Source organism: Leeuwenhoekiella aestuarii (assembly GCF_004104055.1).
GTDB lineage: Bacteria > Bacteroidota > Bacteroidia > Flavobacteriales > Flavobacteriaceae > Leeuwenhoekiella > Leeuwenhoekiella aestuarii.
Window position 1 is genome coordinate 1 of the sequence record NZ_QOVJ01000009.1, and the last position, 19,243, is coordinate 19,243.

Annotated in this window: 14 protein-coding genes; 11 read left to right on the forward strand and 3 right to left on the reverse strand. The window is 41.2% G+C overall.

Annotated features, from left to right (window positions below):
- Positions 1–368: 368 nt before the first annotated feature.
- The 7 genes from DSM03_RS16280 to DSM03_RS16310 are packed head-to-tail and all read left to right on the forward strand — an operon-like array spanning position 369 to position 11,131.
- Complete coding sequence (locus DSM03_RS16280; protein WP_128762682.1) at positions 369–2,783, forward strand: glycoside hydrolase family 3 N-terminal domain-containing protein; 2,415 nt, start codon at positions 369–371, stop codon at positions 2,781–2,783.
- A 3-nt stretch (positions 2,784–2,786) separates the two neighbouring features.
- A complete protein-coding gene (locus tag DSM03_RS16285) occupies positions 2,787–4,235 on the forward strand; it encodes an alpha-L-fucosidase (protein ID WP_128762683.1) in 1,449 nt (482 codons plus the stop codon).
- 3 nt (positions 4,236–4,238) lie between these two features.
- A complete protein-coding gene (locus DSM03_RS16290; RefSeq protein ID WP_201740459.1) occupies positions 4,239–5,693 on the forward strand; it encodes an alpha-L-fucosidase in 1,455 nt (484 codons plus the stop codon).
- Between the two features lie 11 nt (positions 5,694–5,704).
- Positions 5,705–7,555 carry a beta-galactosidase gene (locus DSM03_RS16295; protein ID WP_128762684.1) on the forward strand — a complete coding sequence of 617 codons (1,851 nt, stop codon included), beginning with the start codon at positions 5,705–5,707 and terminating at the stop codon, positions 7,553–7,555.
- Between the two features lie 3 nt (positions 7,556–7,558).
- The gene (locus DSM03_RS16300; RefSeq protein WP_128762685.1) at positions 7,559–9,436 is read left to right on the forward strand and encodes a beta-N-acetylhexosaminidase; all 1,878 of its coding nucleotides are present in this window, start codon (positions 7,559–7,561) and stop codon (positions 9,434–9,436) included.
- A gap of 9 nt (positions 9,437–9,445) precedes the next feature.
- On the forward strand, positions 9,446–10,081 hold the full coding sequence (locus DSM03_RS16305; protein ID WP_128762686.1) for a copper homeostasis protein CutC: 636 nt from the start codon (positions 9,446–9,448) through the stop codon (positions 10,079–10,081).
- 54 nt (positions 10,082–10,135) lie between these two features.
- Positions 10,136–11,131 carry a sialidase family protein gene (locus DSM03_RS16310; RefSeq protein WP_236638937.1) on the forward strand — a complete coding sequence of 332 codons (996 nt, stop codon included), beginning with the start codon at positions 10,136–10,138 and terminating at the stop codon, positions 11,129–11,131.
- On the opposite strand, the gene DSM03_RS16315 is transcribed toward DSM03_RS16310, so the two are convergent.
- Positions 11,132–11,884, reverse strand: a complete 753-nt coding sequence (locus DSM03_RS16315; protein WP_128762688.1) for a DeoR/GlpR family DNA-binding transcription regulator — start codon at positions 11,882–11,884, stop codon at positions 11,132–11,134.
- A gap of 186 nt (positions 11,885–12,070) precedes the next feature.
- Between DSM03_RS16315 and DSM03_RS16320 the strand changes: the two genes are divergently transcribed.
- The 4 genes from DSM03_RS16320 (at position 12,071) to DSM03_RS16335 (ending at position 16,767) form a co-directional block, all read left to right on the forward strand.
- Complete coding sequence (locus DSM03_RS16320; RefSeq protein ID WP_128762689.1) at positions 12,071–13,666, forward strand: glycerol-3-phosphate dehydrogenase/oxidase; 1,596 nt, start codon at positions 12,071–12,073, stop codon at positions 13,664–13,666.
- Between the two features lie 67 nt (positions 13,667–13,733).
- Complete coding sequence (glpK, locus tag DSM03_RS16325) at positions 13,734–15,227, forward strand: glycerol kinase GlpK (RefSeq protein ID WP_128762690.1); 1,494 nt, start codon at positions 13,734–13,736, stop codon at positions 15,225–15,227.
- A 10-nt stretch (positions 15,228–15,237) separates the two neighbouring features.
- On the forward strand, positions 15,238–15,969 hold the full coding sequence (locus DSM03_RS16330; protein ID WP_128762691.1) for an MIP/aquaporin family protein: 732 nt from the start codon (positions 15,238–15,240) through the stop codon (positions 15,967–15,969).
- 18 nt (positions 15,970–15,987) lie between these two features.
- Complete coding sequence (locus tag DSM03_RS16335) at positions 15,988–16,767, forward strand: hypothetical protein (RefSeq protein WP_128762692.1); 780 nt, start codon at positions 15,988–15,990, stop codon at positions 16,765–16,767.
- A 1-nt stretch (position 16,768) separates the two neighbouring features.
- On the opposite strand, the gene DSM03_RS16340 is transcribed toward DSM03_RS16335, so the two are convergent.
- A complete protein-coding gene (locus DSM03_RS16340; RefSeq protein WP_128762693.1) occupies positions 16,769–17,452 on the reverse strand; it encodes a potassium channel family protein in 684 nt (227 codons plus the stop codon).
- A 13-nt stretch (positions 17,453–17,465) separates the two neighbouring features.
- Positions 17,466–19,208, reverse strand: a complete 1,743-nt coding sequence (locus DSM03_RS16345; RefSeq protein WP_128762770.1) for a TrkH family potassium uptake protein — start codon at positions 19,206–19,208, stop codon at positions 17,466–17,468.
- Between the last annotated feature and the right edge of the window lie 35 nt (positions 19,209–19,243).

Consider the following 19,243-nt stretch of genomic DNA (forward strand, 5'->3'; position numbering starts at 1 on the left):
AACTGTAGTTCTGGTGAAACTATGGCAGCGAATTAAAACGAGAGTTTTTTGAGTTTTTTTAAATTGTTTCTGGTGAAAAGGGTGCTTGTATGAGCACCTTTTTTGTATTTATTCTAAAGCCTTACGGAAACTAGAATGTATTGAATATTTCAAGGCTTGACGAATTGCAAATCTCAAAATTGACAGTCTATTATTTTATTTAAAAAAATCTTAATATTCAGCGTTATTAAGCTACGCTCTGCGGTTATTCAGCGATTATTTTTTATATACTTTTAATGTTCTCTTAGTTTTAAAGAGCGTATTGTCGTTATTCTAACAATTAGTATGAATTATTGATAATGCAGTTCAGCATAAACTACAGAAGTCCTATGTATTCTATTTATTTGAAAAAGTTGATTGCCACTGTTGCTGTGCTTGTTTCGGTGGCTCAACTTTTTGCTCAAGATAAAATTCCGGCGAATGCCGCGTATAAAAGTCCAAATCTCACTATCGAGCAGCGCGTTGAAGATCTTTTGGTGCGCATGACTCCGGAAGAAAAAGTAGGTCAGCTTTCTACCTTACTGGGTTGGCCTATGTATACCAAGACTAATAATGGAGTGGAAGCCAGCGAGGCTCTTAAAACAGCTGTAGCTAATCAAAAAATTGGAGCCCTTTGGGGTACTTTGCGAGCCGATCCATGGACGCAAAAAACCTTACAAACCGGTCTTAATCCGGTGCTTGCAGCAGAGGCAACTAATGCAATTCAGAAAATCGCTGTGGAAGAAAGCCGCCTGGGTATTCCCTTGTTTTTAGCCGAAGAAGCTATGCATGGTCATATGGCTATAGGGACAACCGAATTCCCCGCAGCCATCGCTCAGGCAAGTACATTTAACCCGCAACTCATCGAAAAAATGGGAAGCGTTATCGCAAGCGAATTACGGGCTCAGGGTGCACATATTGGGTATGGTCCTATACTGGACCTGGCTCGTGAACCCCGTTGGTCCCGAGTTGAAGAGACCTTTGGGGAAGATCCGTATTTGATTTCAGAAATGGGATTGGGTCTTATAAAAGGTTTTCAGGGTGATGGGATAAACAATCCGGAACAGGTTATTTCGACTTTAAAACATTTCGCAGCTTACGGGGTTTCCGAAGGAGGACACAACGGTGGAGCGGTTCATATTGGTCGGCGTGAATTGATGCAAGATTATATGTACCCTTTTAAAAAAGCGATTGACGCCGGAGCTTTGTCGGTGATGACGGCTTACAGTTCGGTAGATGGGATTCCGAGTACGGCGAATAAAAAATTGCTCACCGATTTACTTCGTGAGCAATGGGGCTTTACGGGTTTTGTAGTTTCGGACCTCGGGAGTATAGAAGGTATTAAAAATGATCATCACGCGGCATCATCTCTTGAAGAAGCCGCTGCTATCGCGATGAACGCCGGGGTTGATGTTGATCTGGGTGGTAATGGTTTTGACGATGCCTTGCTTGAAGCCTTTCAGGATGGTAATGTTTTAGAGAAGCGCCTGGACAGTGCCGTAGCACATGTGCTTCGTTTGAAGTTTGAAATGGGCCTTTTTGAAAATCCCTATGTTGATGAAAAGCTTCCGGCTAAAGTGGTACGCAACACACAACACATCGCCCTGGCGAAAGAAGTAGCCCTTGAAGGTATTACCCTCCTTAAAAATGAAGGAGATTTGCTTCCGCTCTCAAAAAATCTGAAAAAAATTGCCGTAATTGGTCCAAATGCCGATATGATGTACAATCAGTTAGGTGACTATACTGCGCCGCAGGATCCCGAATACATCATTACGCCGCTTGAAGGCATACGGGCAAAATGGCCCCATGCGCAAATTATCTATGTAAAAGGGACCGCGATTCGCGATACTATTCAAACTGATATTCCGGCGGCGGTCAAGGCCGCTCAGTATGCTGAAGTTGCAATTGTCGTCCTGGGAGGCTCCAGCGCACGCGACTTCAAAACCGAATATCTGGAGACGGGTGCCGCAACGGTTTCTACTAAAGATGATAAAATTTTAAGCGATATGGAAAGCGGGGAAGGCTACGACCGCGGAACCCTTGACCTGATGGGAAAACAGCTCGAACTGCTTCAAGCTGTTGAAGCGACAGGCACTCCTACAATATTAGTGTTGATCACCGGCAGACCTTTATTAATCAACTGGCCTGCCAAACACATTCCTGCAATCCTGGACGCGTGGTATCCCGGTTCTCAGGGTGGCCATGCCCTTGCAGACGTCTTAATTGGTGAGTATAATCCGGCGGGTCGTTTGCCCATCTCCATCCCGAGATCGGTAGGCCAAACGCCGGTTTATTACAACCACTGGTGGCCTAAACGTCGTGATTATGTAGAGGAGTCGGCAAGCCCGCTCTATGCTTTTGGTCACGGGTTGAGCTACACTACATTTGACTATTCAGATTTGAAAATTTCGCAAAGCGGAACTGATACAGATAAGCTTATAGAAGTTTCGGTAAGTGTAAAAAATTCAGGAGCTCAGGCCGGAGACGAAGTGGTGCAGTTGTACCTGCGTGATCTAGTAAGCAGCGTGGTGACGCCGGTAAAGCAATTAAGTGGTTTTGAGCGGATACATTTAGCCAAAGGCGAAAGTAAAACACTTAGGTTTACGCTTACTCCGGAAGAACTTGCTCTTTATAATGCAGAAATGAAACACGTGGCAGAAGCAGGAGAATTTGAAGTTCAGGTTGGGGCTTCCTCAAAAGATATAAGACTTACAGGTAGCTTTGAATTAGCCGAAGCTATTTTATTCACAACTCAAACAAAATAAATTATGCAATCCCTTTCATACTCTAAATTATTTTATGGTTTGGCTATGCTGCTGGTTTCCCTAGCCAGTAGTACTAGTCTTTTTGCTCAGGGCGGTAATCTGCACGAGCAGTCTGAGGTGTATGTAGCACCTACAGATCCTTTGGTTCAGGAAAAACTGAAGGTATGGGGAGATCAAAAGTTTGGGATGCTTATTCACTGGGGTGTTTATGCCGTTCCCGGAATCATCGAGTCCTGGCAATTGTGCTCAGAGCCCTGGTTAGAGCGACCTGAGGGAATTTCGTATAACGACTATAAAAAATGGTATTGGAATTTGAGTTCGGTCTTTAATCCGGTGAATTTTGATCCGGATCAATGGGCAGAAGCCGCTGCAGATGCCGGGATGAAGTATGTGGTATTTACGACCAAGCATCACGACGGTTTCAATATGTTTGATACCCAGCAAAGCGATTATAAAATCACCAACGGACCTTTTAAAAATCATCCAAAAGCCAATGTGGCTAAATATGTATTTGAGGCTTTTAGGGATAAGGATTTTATGATCGGGGCTTATTTTTCAAAACCCGATTGGCACAATCCCGATTTCTGGTGGGACAAATATGCTACGCCAGACCGTAACGTGAATTATGACATTAGAAAGTACCCGGAGAAATGGAAAAGCTTTCAGGATTTTACCTATAATCAGATCAGTGAGTTGATGCACGATTACGGGGATATAGATATCCTTTGGTTAGACGGTGGATGGGTAAGGCCTCGTGAAACCGTAACCGATGAAGTGCGCGCGTGGGGAGCTCCAATTCCAGAATTTAGTCAGGAAATAGATATGCCGCGTATTGCAGAAATGGCTCGGGAAGCCCAGCCGGGAATCATCTTTGCAGACCGTACCGTACACGGCCCTTACGAAAACTACCAGACCCCGGAACGCAAGATTCCCGATACCAAGCTTGATAATCCCTGGGAAACCTGTATGACCTTAGGAAACAACTGGGGTTATGTGCCTAATGATAATTTTAAAACTTCGGCTAAAGTGATTCACAGCCTGGTTGAAGTGGTCGCCAAAGGCGGAAATATGCTGCTGGGCGTTGGCCCGCAACCGGATGGTTTGCTTCCTCCCGATGCGCTTCCCATTCTTGCAGAAATAGGAGATTGGTTGGAGCTGAATTCAGAAGCTATTTATGGTACGCACGCCCTGGATACCTATCAGGACGGCAATACCTGGTTTACCGCCAACGATAAAGAAACTTTTGCCATAACCTTGCTTGAAGATGGTAAAGAAGTGCCCAAAAGCATCAGCTGGTCCGGGAATCTTCCGAAAAAGGGAAGTACGTTAAGATTGGTAAGTACCGGGCAAAAATTAAACTATACACTAGACGGAAATACGGTTAGCGTTCAGATTCCTTCGGAAATCCGCAAGAATGCCAGAGCAGCTTTGGCATTTTCGTTTAAAAATTAGAATATGAAAAACTTATATACACTTAGCCTTCTTTTTTTCGCAGCACTCAGTATGTCTTGCGAGCAGGAGAAAAATAGCGAAGCACCGGCACCTTATGGTCCCGTGCCTTCACAAGAACAGCTGGACTGGTATGATATGGAAATGAATGCCTTTATTCATTTTACCATAAACACATTTACTGATAAGGAATGGGGTTATGGGGATGAATCTCCAGAGCTTTTTAATCCCACAAATCTAGATACCGACCAGTGGATGTCAACCTTAAAAGATGCCGGTTTTAGCGGGGCGATTTTGACTGCAAAGCATCACGATGGTTTTGCGCTTTGGCCTTCAGAATATACCGAGCACGATATTGCTGCGAGTCCGTATAAAGACGGAAAAGGAGATCTGGTAAAAGAAGTTTCTCAATCGGCTAAAAAATTCGGACTTGAATTCGGTGTATATCTTTCTCCCTGGGATCGTAATCGTGCGGACTATGGCGAGCCCTCGTATGTAGATTATTACAGCGATCAGGTTAACGAATTATTTACGGGCTACGGGGCGGTTTTTGAAATGTGGTTTGATGGTGCTAACGGCGGTGATGGCTATTACGGAGGAGCTAACGAAGAACGAAAAATAGACCGGGAGACCTATTACAACTGGCCCAAGACGATCGCTATGGCCAAAGAAATTCAGCCTCAGGTTTTGTTTTTTAGCGATGCAGGTCCCGATTTGCGCTGGGTAGGAAATGAGCGTGGTATAGGCGGGGAAACCCATTGGAATACCATTAGCACCGATACGCTGTATGCCGGTAAGTCTGACATTGGCGACATTCTGCAAACCGGTTCGCCAGATGGTAAAAATTGGGTGCCGGCAGAAGTAAATACTTCCATACGTCCGGGTTGGTTTTATCATGCTTCAGAAGATTCACTGGTGCGCACTCCTGAAAATTTGTTTGAACTGTATTTAACTTCAGTAGGTCGTGGTTCAACCTTACTGCTCAATATTCCGCCAGATCGTCGTGGCTTGTTTCACGAAAATGATGTAGCTGCCCTTCAAGGCTTTCGTAAGATATTAGACAGTGTTTTTGCTGAAAATTTAGCTAAGAATGCTACTGCTGTAGCGAATACTTCACAGGGTGAAACCCCGGTTTATGCTGCAGATAAAGTTTTAGACGGCGATGCAGAAACCTACTGGGCAACAAATGATGGTGTAACTACCGGAAGCATTGAACTGACCTGGGAAGCGCCCCAAAAATTAAATTATCTGGTACTTCAGGAATACATAAAATTGGGTCAGCGGGTTGCTGCATTTACGGTTTCGGTTTGGGAAGATGGTAAATGGAAAGAAGTGCAAAGTCAAGCCACTATAGGTCATAAACGAATTTTAAAATTAAACGGTGTTGAAACTTCAAAATTGAAAGTAGACATTACGGAGTCACTGGCTTGCCCACTAATTTCTACTATAGAAGTTTATTAAAATCCAATCTTATGTTTAAAAACAGAATTGTATTTATACTAATCCTGCTTTTTTTTAATGGTTTAAGTGCACAAACTGACGCTGCTTTTAAAATAGAAAATGGCTCTTTTGTTTATAAAGGGAAGTCAACCCCTATCTATTCTGGAGAGATGCATTATGAGCGTATTCCTAAAGCTTACTGGCGACATCGCATACAGATGATGAAGGCTATGGGGCTCAATACCATTGCAACCTATGTGTTTTGGAATTACCACAATACAGCTCCAGGAGTCTGGGATTTTAAAACCGGAAATAAAAACATTACCAAGTTTATTAAAATTGCGCAGGAAGAAGGGATGTTTGTCATTTTGCGTCCCGGTCCTTACGCGTGTGGCGAGTGGGAATTTGGGGGCTATCCTTGGTTTCTTCAGAATATTGAAGGCCTGAAAGTACGTGAAAATAATGAAGCCTTTCTGGAAGCTTGCCGGGAGTACATCAACAGATTGGCAGAAGAAGTGGTTTCGCTTCAGGTTAATAATGGAGGGAATATCATTATGACGCAGGTGGAGAATGAATTTGGATCTTACGTAGCTCAGCGAGAAGATATTTCGGCAGAAGAGCATAAAATCTATAAAAACAAGATTTATAAAATGCTGAAAGAAGCCGGGTTTCAGGCTCCATTTTTTACTTCAGACGGTACGTGGCTTTTTGAAGGCGGTAGTCTTGAGGGTGTTTTACCCACAGCAAATGGAGAGGGCAATGTAGCTAATCTTAAAAAAGCAGTTGATGCCTACCATAACAACGAAGGCCCATATATGGTGGCTGAGTTTTATCCCGGTTGGTTAGATCATTGGGCAGAACCTTTTGTGAAAATCAGTGCTGCAGACATTGCAAAGCAAACTAAAGTATACCTTGAAAATGATATAAACTTCAACTTGTACATGGCACACGGCGGAACTAATTTTGGGTTTACATCAGGAGCCAATTATAACGATGAGCACGACATACAGCCAGATATTACCAGCTACGATTATGATGCGCCAATTTCTGAAGCAGGTTGGGCAACGCCTAAATACGATTCTATAAGAGCTTTGATGCAACACTATGCTCCTTACGATATTCCGGACGTGCCCGAGCAGATTCCTGTTATTGAGATCCCTAAAATCAGCTTGTCTAAAACAAGTGATGCCTTATCCTACATCAAAAAGCAAAATCCGGTGACTAGTGATAGCCCGCTTACTTTTGAAGAATTGGAGCAAGGCTATGGATATGTTTTGTATAAAAAACGCTTTACGCAACCCATCACCGGGACATTAAAAGTGCCCGGTTTGCGGGATTTTGCAACAGTTTATGTGAATGGAAAAAAAGTAGGGGAGCTAAACCGGGTTTTCAACACGTATGAGATGCCTATCAAAATTCCATTCAATGGAAGTCTGGAAATTTTGGTAGAAAATATGGGACGTATTAATTACGGTTCAGAAATCGTAAACAACCTCAAAGGCATTATCAAACCGGTAACTATCAACGATTATGAAATTACCGGTGGCTGGGAGATGTACAAAGCACCATTTACCAAAGCACCTCAGGATCTCAAATCAGCAACGGTAAAGACGGGTAGGCCGGTTATCTATTCCGGTAATTTTGAGTTGGATAATTTGGGTGATACATTTCTTGATGTATGTAATTTAGGTAAAGGAATCGTTTTTGTCAACGGTCACAATCTGGGACGCTATTGGAAAGTGGGACCACAGCAAACTTTATATGTGCCGGGATGCTGGCTTAAAGAAAACAATAAAATAGTTGTATTTGAACAACTTAACGAGAAGCAGGTCATGGAGATCTCTGGGGTTAAAAAACCTGTTCTTGAAGATTTAAAACTATAACATATGAAACATTCGGTTATTTTAAGATTAAGCCTCGCACTTGTTTTGTTTTCGCTTTGCGGAAACCTGAGCGCTCAAAAAGGAGAACTTTCGGTAATTCCTATTCCTACGGAATATGAACTGGGAGAAGGGGAGTTTGTGATCGATCAACATACCGTGCTGTATGCAGATCCCACAGAATCTGAAGTCACACATATTGCCGAAGGTTTTCAGCAACAATTGAGAACCGTAACCGGGATGCTGCTTCCGGTAATGCCATTAGAAGATTTTGAGGATCAGCAAAATGCTGTGGTTTTTCAGCTTATGCCTGACGAGGAATTGGGCGCAGAAGGCTATCAACTTGAGGTCACTCCAAATCATATTTTAATAAAGGCTAATAAGCCTGCAGGACTCTTTTATGCCGTGCAGACCTTGTATCAATTGCTTCCACCTGAAGTGGTAGAAAACGAAGTGGTACGTGCGGTAGACTGGACGGTCCCCGCAGTGTCGATTATCGATGTCCCTGCGTATAAATGGCGCGGGTTGCACCTGGATACCGGGCGGCATATCAGCTCTATAGATTTCATAAAGAAATATCTGGATCAGATGGCGGCGCATAAACTGAATACTTTTCACTGGCACCTAACCGAAGATCAGGGCTGGCGCCTGCAAATCAATAAGTATCCATTGCTTACCGAAGTAGGTGCTTATCGTGATTCTACTTTAGTGGGACATTACGGAACCGGTAAATACGACGGTAAACGCTATGGGGGTTATTATACGCAGGATGAGGCCCGGGAAATTGTGGCGTATGCTAAAGACCGTTACATCACAGTGGTGCCTGAGATTGAAATGCCCGGCCACGCGACCGCCGCAGTAGCATCCTATCCCCAATTAGGTAATACTGACAAGCCGGTTAAGACAGTAACCACCTGGGGCGTTTTTCCGGATATTTTTAATGTGGAAGAAAGCACTTTTGATTTTCTAGAGGATGTTTTGGTAGAAGTACTGGATATTTTTCCTTCTAAATACATTCACATTGGCGGCGACGAAGCACCAAAAGATCAATGGGAAGCCTCTGAGCGTATTCAATTTAAAATAGACTCGCTAGGCCTAAAGAATGAGCACGAGTTGCAGAGTTATTTCATTACCCGTATTGAAAAATTCCTGAATTCAAAAGGACGTCAAATAATTGGTTGGGATGAAATTTTAGAAGGTGGTCTGGCTCCTAACGCAGCGGTAATGTCCTGGCGCGGGGAAGAAGGCGGAATTGCAGCAGCAAAAGATGCACATTATGTAGTGATGTCACCCGGATCGCATTTGTATTTTGATCACGGGCAGGGAGACCCGGATCAGGAACCTCTAAATATCGGAGGCTATTTGCCATTGGAAAAAGTCTACTCCTACAAACCTACACCTGATGCTCTATCTGACGAAGAGGCTAAGTATATCATGGGCGCCCAAGCCAATGTATGGACCGAGTATTTGCCTACTTCGGACAGTAGGGAATATATGGTTTTTCCACGTATTAGTGCTTTGGCTGAAGTGGTTTGGAGTGGAGAAGATCACAAAGACTGGGAAAGTTTTCAAAAGCGTATTCCGCAACAATTAAAACGCTATGAGCTGCAGGATATCAATTTCGCATACACAATTTATAATGTGGAAATTCGGGCGAAATATGATGAAAAAGCGAAAGATTTTGAAGTTGTATTACATCCGCAGTGGGACGGAACCGTGCACTATACGCTTGATGGGAGCACGCCAATAGCAGCTTCAGCTGTTTACGAAAAACCATTAAAGCTTAAGGCCGGCAAGACTGTGAAAGCTGGTCTTTTTGATGACTCTGAATTAAAAGGCAGTATTTCTTCGGAAACTTTAGTTATTCCGAAATCTAAAAATTAATATTCACTTATGTCGACACCTTATTTGAAAGAAGCTTGCGTAGAAACGCTTGATCAGGCACTTGCTGCCGAAGCTAAAGGAGCAGACCGCCTGGAGCTCTGCGCATACCTGGCTTTTGACGGACTAACCCCTGCGCCCGACCTGATCAAAAAAGTTATAGAGCAGGTGAATATCCCGGTTCGGGTGATGATCAGACCGCGTAACGGGGATTTCAAATACAACGAAGACGAACTCAATCATATGCAAAGCGGAATTGATTTATGTAAGAAGCTAGGTGTTGAAGGAGTAGTTTTTGGAGCTTTAACGCAGGATAATGAGCTTAATCTGGAAGCTATAGAAGAGTTGACTAAAGCTGCAAAACCTCTTAAAGTGGTGATTCATAAAGCTATTGATGCTACTCCGCAACCTCTAGAAGCTTTGGAGCAATTACTGGAAATCAATGGTATTGATACGGTGCTTACTTCAGGAGGACGTTCTAATGCTTTTGACGGTACAGAGACGCTAAAAGCGATGCTGAAAAGGGCAGGCGATAAACTTGAGATTATGCCAGCGGGTAAAATCACCCAGTTTAATCTGCAGGAACTTCATGCGCAATTGGGAGCCAAATTCTATCACGGGAGTCGCATTGTAGGCGAATTGAAGTAAAAATATATGTTCAGGAGTTGTTGCTACTTGGTGTTTTTAAGCCTGTTCAGTTCCTTGTCCTACGGGCAAATACCTCGGGTCGATGTATTGGTTGATCGTTTTATTTTTGAAAAAGCTCCTTTTAAACAATGTCATGCTTCAACTCTGGTTGAGACCGCAAATGGAGATATTCTTGCTGCCTGGTTTGGCGGTGAATACGAGCGGCATCCGCATGTGGCTATTTATACGAGCCGGTTGACTCCTTCCGGTTGGTCTGTTCCTGAAAAAGTTGCCGACGGTCAGGCTGCAATCGACAGCATAAGCTATGCTACCTGGAACCCGGTTTTATTCAATAATGCAGAAGATGAGCTGATGCTTTTTTATAAAGAAGGTCCGTCACCATCAACCTGGTGGGGAATGCTGAAAATTTCAGATGGTGCCGGCAACTCCTGGTCGGAAGCCAAAAGACTGCCCGATGGAATCATTGGGCCGGTCAAGAATAAACCCATTAGGTTGAAATCTGGAGTCATTGTGAGTCCGTCGAGTATTGAAAGCCAGGGGGGTGGAGTCTGGAAATCGCATATGGAGCTTTCATATGACGAGGGGCATACCTGGGAAAAAGTAGACATACCTTCTGGTGATGGCATTAAAGTTATTCAGCCTACAATTCTTCAGTTAAACGATGGAACTTTAAAGGCATTATTACGCAGCAATCAGGATTATTTAATGGAAAGTATAAGTTCAGACAATGGAGAAACCTGGTCTGAAATTGTAAAAAGCAAGGTGCTCAATCCCAACAGCGGGGTAGATGCCGTTACCCTTGACAACGGGAGCTTCTTGTTAGTCTACAATCCTACCGAAGCCGGCGCAGACTGGTCAGACGGCCGAAATAAACTATATCTGGCTTTTAGCGAAGACGGTGAAAACTGGGAAGATATTTTAAAGCTTGAAGGTGAACCGGAAGGTGAGTTTAGTTATCCTGCGATTATACAGGATTCCCAGGGACTTGTGCATATATCCTATACCCACAATCGAAATAAAATTAAATACCTCAAGTTGAGTTTAAAATAATTAAACAAGAGTAAGTTTTATTCCCATTTCGCGAATGCGTTCTGCATCTGATGCAGATAAATCTTTATCCGTGATGATTTCACTAATTTCATCAAGTTCGCAGATTTTAGCTAGACTGCGTTTGCCAAACTTTGAAGAGTCTGCCAAAAGAATAGTTTTCTGGGCGGCATCCATCATTTTTTTATTGAGAATCGCTTCTTCTATATTGGTAGTCGTGCAGCCAAAATCAAGGTCAATCCCATCTACCCCCATAAAAAACTGATGCGAAGAAATATGATTTAAAATATGTTCTGCATAATGACCAGTTACAGATCCTGAGCGGTGGCGTATGTTTCCACCTAGCTGTATGATATCTACATCTTTATGTTTGATCAATTCTATCGCAACAAGTAGAGAAGATGTAATTACGTTTAGTTTCCCTTTCGGTTTTATTGCGCGACCTAATTGTTGAACGGTGGTTCCACTGGCAATAATTATAGAGTCATTTTCCTGAACCCGCTCAGCTGCAGCTTCGGCGATTAGTGATTTTTCGGCAGCAGAAATATTTGCTTTCTCAACCACGTCACGCTCATTCATATATGGATTTTCTAGAGAAGCACCTCCGTGTGTTCTGAATAGTAAGCCTTTGTCTTCTAATAGTTTGAGGTCTTTTCTAATGGTTACTGCAGATACATCAAGTCGTTCACAAAGGGTGGCTACCTTGATGTGTTTTTCTTCTTTTAGTTGTTCTAGAATCTGCTGATGTCTTTCCATATAGAATACTTAATTCATTTTGTAGGAAGTTACAAATATAAGGTCTAGAAAATCAAATGAAAACTAGTTTCTTTTTATTTCGATTTTGATCGTTATTTTATTTAAACGAAATTTTAACTTTCGAAAATAATCGTTTTACTTCATTATTTATATATTTGTGTGTAATTAGTAATTTTTGAAAACCAAATGAAGCAGAATATTTTCAGTCGGGAGCATATTATCAGTGAACTGCCACAAGTCAAAAAGTGGGATGTGATCGTGATAGGTGGTGGAGCTACAGGACTTGGTGTTGCGTTAGATAGCGTAACCAGAGGTTATAAAACATTACTACTGGAGCAGGTAGATTATGCAAAAGGTACTTCGAGCAGAAGTACAAAACTGGTGCATGGTGGTGTGCGTTATTTAGCTCAGGGTAATATAGACTTGGTTAAAGAAGCACTTTACGAACGTGGTCTATTGGCTAAAAATGCGCCGCATTTGGTAAAGAATCAAAATTTTGTGATCCCTAACTATCGCTGGTGGGAGGGCATTTACTATACAATAGGTCTTAAGGCATATGATTTTCTCGCCGGTAAACTGAGTTTAGGAAAATCAAAGCATATTAATAAATCAAAGACTGTTGAGCGCCTTTTAACCTTGCGTCAAAAAGGACTTTACGGCGGCGTGGTTTATAAGGATGGTCAGTTTGATGATTCTCGTTTAGCTACAAACATCGCCCAGACTTGTATTGAAAATGGTGCAACCCTACTCAATAATTTTAAAGTAACAGATTTATTACAGGATGATCAGAAGCAAATTATAGGTTTAGAAGCGAAAGATACCGAAACTAAAGAAAGCTATACATTTTCTAGTGATTTGGTAATTAATGCTACCGGCGTTTTTACAGATGAGATCTTACGTATGGAAAATGCAGATGCTAAAAAGTCGGTTGTGCCTAGTCAGGGTGTACACTTGGTTTTTGATAAAAGCTTTTTGCCTGGTGACGATGCGATAATGATTCCAAAAACAGATGATGGTCGCGTATTGTTTGCTGTGCCGTGGCACGATAAAGTTTTGGTAGGTACTACAGATACTAATCTTGATGACCACAGTCTGGAGCCTCAGGCTCAAGAGCAAGAAATTGAATTTATTCTGAAAACCTTCAATAATTATATCAATAAAAAAGTTACTCGCGCAGATGTACGCAGTATTTTTGCTGGTTTGCGCCCACTTGCTGCGCCCAAAGATTCTTCTGAAAAAACAAAAGAAATATCCCGAAGTCATAAAGTTATTGTTTCAGAAACCGGTTTGATTACCATTACCGGTGGTAAATGGACGACTTATAGACGTATGGCTCAGGATACCATAAATAAAGCAATTTCGCTTAAAAAGCTTCCGAAGAAAAAATGCCAGACAGAGCATTTAGAGATTCACGGAGCCATGCCTACTGAAAACAGGGAAAACCATATGTATATTTATGGAACCGATCAGAAAGGGATTACTAAATTGGTTGAAGAAAATCTTTCTTTAGGTGAAAAATTACATCCCAGACTTCCATTTCTAAAAGCCGAAGTAATCTGGGCAGTACGATATGAGATGGCACGTACGGTAGAAGATGTTTTGGCTAGACGGGTAAGAGCACTCTTTCTAGATGCTGCTGCTGCCCGTGATATGACCGCAGAAGTTGCTTCACTAATTGCAGGCGAACTCCATAGAGATGAGGCCTGGAAGCTTAATCAAATAGAAGAGTTTACAAAGTTGGCAAATCATTATTGCATAGATAGCAATACGGTTACCGCTTAATCTGAATACAAATATCATCGCTCCTCAATGATATTATTGAGGAGTTTAACCTTAAAAATTATACATAATGGACCAGTTTATTTTAGCTCTGGATCAAGGGACAACAAGTTCTCGCGCAATCGTTTTCGATAAGAAAGGTAGTATTGTTTCAATAGCACAGAAAGAATTTCAACAATATTTTCCCAAGCCGGGTTGGGTTGAGCATGATCCACAGGAAATCTGGTCTACCCAAGCAGGTGTAGCTGCAGAAGCAACTGTTTCTAAAGGTTTGAATGGAAAAAACATCGCAGGTATTGGGATTACAAACCAACGGGAAACAGTTGTGGTTTGGGATAAAAATACTGGTGAGCCTGTTTACAATGCGATTGTATGGCAAGATAAAAGGACTGCTGATTATTGTGAAGAGCTGAAAGAGAGCGGTCAGGCAAAAATGATTCAGGAGAAAACAGGGCTTGTTATTGATTCGTATTTCTCAGGGACTAAAGTAAAATGGATTTTAGATAATGTTGAAGGTGCTCGTGAAAAAGCAGAAGCAGGTGATCTTATCTTAGGGACTATAGATACATGGTTGATCTGGAAATTTACAAAAGGAGATTTGCATGTAACCGATGTAACTAATGCATGTAGAACGCTTTTGTATAACATAAATACGATGGATTGGGACCCAGAGCTTTTAGAACTTTTTGGAATTCCGGAAAGTATGCTGCCAGAGGTAAAAGATTCTAGTGAAGTGTATGGTCACACAAAGACTACAGTATTTGCTTCTAAAATTCCTATTGCCGGTATTGCAGGAGACCAGATGGCTGCTCTTTTTGGACAGATGTGTACTAAAAAAGGAATGGTAAAAAACACTTATGGAACAGGTTGTTTTATGTTGATGAATATTGGGGATAGACCCATTATTTCTAAAAACAATCTCCTAACCACAGTAGCCTGGAGAATAAATGGAAAAACAGAATATGCTCTAGAAGGAAGTATTTTTATAGGAGGAGCTGTGGTGCAATGGTTACGAGATGGACTTGGCATTATTGCTAAATCTGAAGATGTGGAGCCGCTTGCAGAGTCTGTAGAGTCTACAGATGGTGTTTATTTTATTCCTGCATTTGCCGGCCTTGGCGCACCGTATTGGAATCAAAAAGCAAAAGGAACCATTTTTGGTGTTACTCGAGGAACTACAGATGCGCACATAGCCAGAGCTTCTATTGAAGCGATCGCTTACCAAACTATGGATATTTTAAAATCTATGCAGGCAGATTCTGGTATTGAGATCAAAGAATTACGTGTAGATGGTGGAGCTTCGGTAAATGAAACGCTTATGCAGTTTCAGGCAGATGTTTTGAATTCTATTACCGTTAGACCAAAAATCACCGAAACGACAGCTTTAGGAGCGGCATATCTTGCAGGTCTGGCTGTAGGTTTTTGGGAAAGTAAAGAAGAGATTCAAGAGATGTGGCAAGAAGATAAACGTTTTGAACCACAAAAACCCAGAGCAGATGTTGAAGCGGGTATCAAAGGGTGGTATCGTGCTGTTAAAGCCTTAGAACATTGGACAAAACTTTAAGACTTATAGAATGACACCATTTATAGCGGAAGTAATAGGAACAGGACTATTAATCCTTTTAGGAGGAGGTATAGTCGCAAACGATATTTTAAAAGGAACTAAAGGTCACGGTGGTGGGTGGATGACCATCACAACGGCTTGGGGGCTTGCAGTATTTGTAGGTGTAGTTGTTGCGGGACCTTATAGCGGAGCACATCTCAATCCGGCAGTTACCATAGGTCTCGCAGTAGGTGGTTTATTTCCTTGGGCAGATGTGCCTACATACCTCGCGGCAGAATTTTTAGGAGCAATGATCGGTTCATCATTAGTTTATCTGATGTATAAAGATCATTTTGATGCTACAGAAGACGGTGGGTTCAAGCGTGCAGTATTTTGTACAGACCCGGCCATTCCCAATAATTTTAGAAATATCATAAGTGAGATTCTGGGAACCTTTGTATTGATCTTTTGTGTATTCTATTTTTCAGGAGCAGAAATTGCTGACGGAACTGGTACAAAAGTTGGCTTAGGATCTATAGGCGCAATCCCCGTTGCATTTGTAGTCTGGGGAATAGGACTTTCTCTTGGCGGAACCACTGGTTATGCTATTAATCCTGCAAGAGATTTAGGACCGCGCATTGTTCACGCATTATTACCTATAAAAGGAAAAATAAATAGCGGATGGGGTTATGCCTGGATTCCAGTAGTAGGTCCTATTATTGGTGCAGTTCTCGCAGCACTTCTTTATCTCACCTTAAACTAATTTTCAGCTAAACTATTTATGAAATTATTTAAATCGGCCTTAGTGCTGGTGTGTATTTTTGCACTTCAGCAACTACAGGCACAGGAAGACCTACGCTCATCAAATCTTGAAATCGTAGATTCAACTTCATCAAAATATAAGCCTTTTGACTTTAATTTAAAAGTAAAGACAATGCACTTGTGGAAAGGCTTACGCGTAACAGATGCTCCGGTTGTTGATGTAGATCTCAACTATACCTCACGAGACGGAAAATTTAAAGCCGGTCTTTGGGGTGGTGCTGGTGTAACCGGTTACTATACCGAGTTTGATTATTATGCTTCATATAGTACAAACGGCTTTTCATTGGCGGTTTGGGATATCAATAACTCGAGTGATTTTCCAGATGCAGAGATTTTTAATTATGATCGCAGTACAACTTCTCATTTTATTGATGTGACATTGGGATATCAGTTCAAGCCTATTCCGCTTAAATTATCATGGAGTACAATAGTACAGGGTAGAGATACTTATATAACCAACTCCGGAAAATTGCGCAATGCTTTTTCTAATTATGTAGAAGCGAGTTACGGCTTGATTCAAAAAAAGGATTGGTCGCTGAGTGCTTTTGTAGGAGGTGCCTTTTCATTTGAAAATGAGGCGCACTTTTATGGCGATCATCCTAATGTGACTAATTTTGGACTTATTTATACTAAAGAAGTAAGAGTGCTTAAAAGGTTCACTTTGCCTTTTGCAGCAACTGCAATGTGGAATCCTGAGCAGGAATATGGTGCAATTGAAGTCGCAGTTACACTATTTTAAACTAAGAGTTTATAAACTTTCTAATGTCTTTATTAGAACCATAAAGAACTAAGATGTCGCCTTGTTCGAGTAAAAGCTTGGGCGTGGCGACACTTTGTACATCTATTATTGTTTTCTTCTTACCCATATTGGTTTCAACTTGAGCATTCTTTAAAGTTGTTAAGACCAATAGATTGTAACGCTCTCTAAACTGAACTTCTTCTACCGTTTTATTTGCATAACGCACAGGAAGTTTTACTTCTACAATACTGAAGTAATCATTCAATTCAAATGAATCGACAACACCGCGCATACAAAGACGTTTTGCCCAGCGTTCTGCACTTTCTTGTTCAGGGTGAACGATCTCGTCAACGCCAATTGCGTTCAAGACATTTTCGTGCAAGGTGTTAACTGCACGGCTGATGAGTTTTTTAACCTGTAAGTTTTTAAAGAGCGCTGTTACCATAACGTTGGTCCCCTGATTTTCGCCAATGGCAACAATTACAATATCAGTATCTTTTAGCGGAAGTCCGCTAACGGTAGATTCATCGGTGGCGTCCAGGCAAATGGTATGCGTTATTTTTTCTTTTAACGCATCTACACGAGGCATTTTGATATCAATCCCAATAACTTCATTTCCCTGAGCTGTTAATTTTTCGGCAAGAGATGCACCAAAACTTCCTAAGCCTACAATGATATATTTCATCTTCTAAATTCTTTTAATTGATCAAAATTTCTTCTGTGGGATAGCGGTATGCTTTGTGTTTGATTTTTCTAAATATAGCAATCATAATAGTCAGCATACTTACCCTTCCTATAAACATTACCAAAATCAAAACTCCTTTACTCGCTGCGGAAAGACTTGAGGTAATACCCAGACTCAATCCTACAGTACTGTATGCTGAAAAACATTCAAAAGCAATACTGAGTAGAGTTTTATCAGGGTCAAAGGAAGTTATTGCGATAACAGCAAAGCCAATAACTACTAATGATAAAGAGATAATTGCAAAAGCACGTCTCACTGAAATATCAGCGATTTCTCTACGGTAAATTTCTATGCGTTCTTTTCCTTTAGCAAGACTTAAAAAATTTAAGGTTGCAATAGCAAAAGTGCTGGTTTTTATCCCGCCACCGGTAGATGCCGGGGAAGCTCCAACCCACATAAGTAGAAAGATTAGCATAATGGTTGAAAAGTGCAGCTGGTTCATATCAAGCGTATTGAAGCCGGCTGTTCTGGGAGTTGTTGCGCCAAAAAAGGCTGTGACAAATTTACCAAACCCATCATGTTCCTCCAATGTATTGTGGTATTCATTGATATAAAAAACGAGTGTACCTAGAACAGTCAAGGCACTTGTTGTGATCAGGGTTATTCTACTGCTTAAACTCAAAACCCAGGGTTTGTAAATGATACTGCGATCCCTGTTTTTTAAAGGGGTTATGACTTTGTATTTCAAATATTTTATAACATTTATAACAATAGGAAAACCTAAGCCTCCAAATACAAATAGACCTATTAGAGTAAGCTGAAATACATAATTATATCTAAAGTTGATGTCGTAGATTCCATTTGAGAGCGTTGAAAATCCCGCATTACAAAATGCAGAAATAGAATGAAATACCGCAAAAAATGCACGATCTGTAAACTCTGGCATATCATTTAATTTCAGGCTGAAAAAGATAATAAGTGCGCCAATAGCTTCAATAGAAAAGGTGATGACCAGAATGCGTTTTAGGGTAGAAAATACTTCGCCTATTTTTTGCGAATTATTCATATCACTCAACACCACCTGATTCTCAAAAGAGGAAACACCTTTAAAAAAATAACTAAAATAACTGGCGAAGGTAAGAATCCCCAATCCGCCTAATTGGATTAAAAAGATGATAATGTTTTGACCTAAAGGTGTAAAATAACTACCGGTATCAACCACAATTAGACCGGTTACACATACTGCGCTTGTTGAAGTAAATAGCGCATCTAAAAAGGAAATACCATCGTAAGTGGCTTTAGGTAGCATTAATAAAAATGCACCAAATAATATGATACCTATAAAACTGGCAATAAAAAGTTGAGCAGGATTCAAATGACTCTTTTTATAGCTAAGTCTTCGCTCTGCAAATTCACGTATAAAGGTGAGAATAATGGCTGCCTTCAGCCATTTGTCATTGTATAAAAAGCCCAGCTTTTCGTGTGCTTCGTGTCCAAAAAAATGAATTCCTATAATATAGAGAATGAGCAAAATACTGGCAGCATCAAAGAAAATAACCTGTGTGCTTAACTTTTTAGACTGAATAAAATACCTAATAAGTGTTGTGGCAATGCCTATAAATAATACGATAAGGTAATAGGCATTTAAAAAAAGCTGAATATCTTCAGACTGCTCATAACCAAAATCAAGAATGAATGCAAAAACTCCAATTAAGCTTAGAACAAAAGCAGAACGAAATAATGCATTTAAAGTCATTATTTTAGAAAGTGATTCTTTCAAATTCAGCGTAT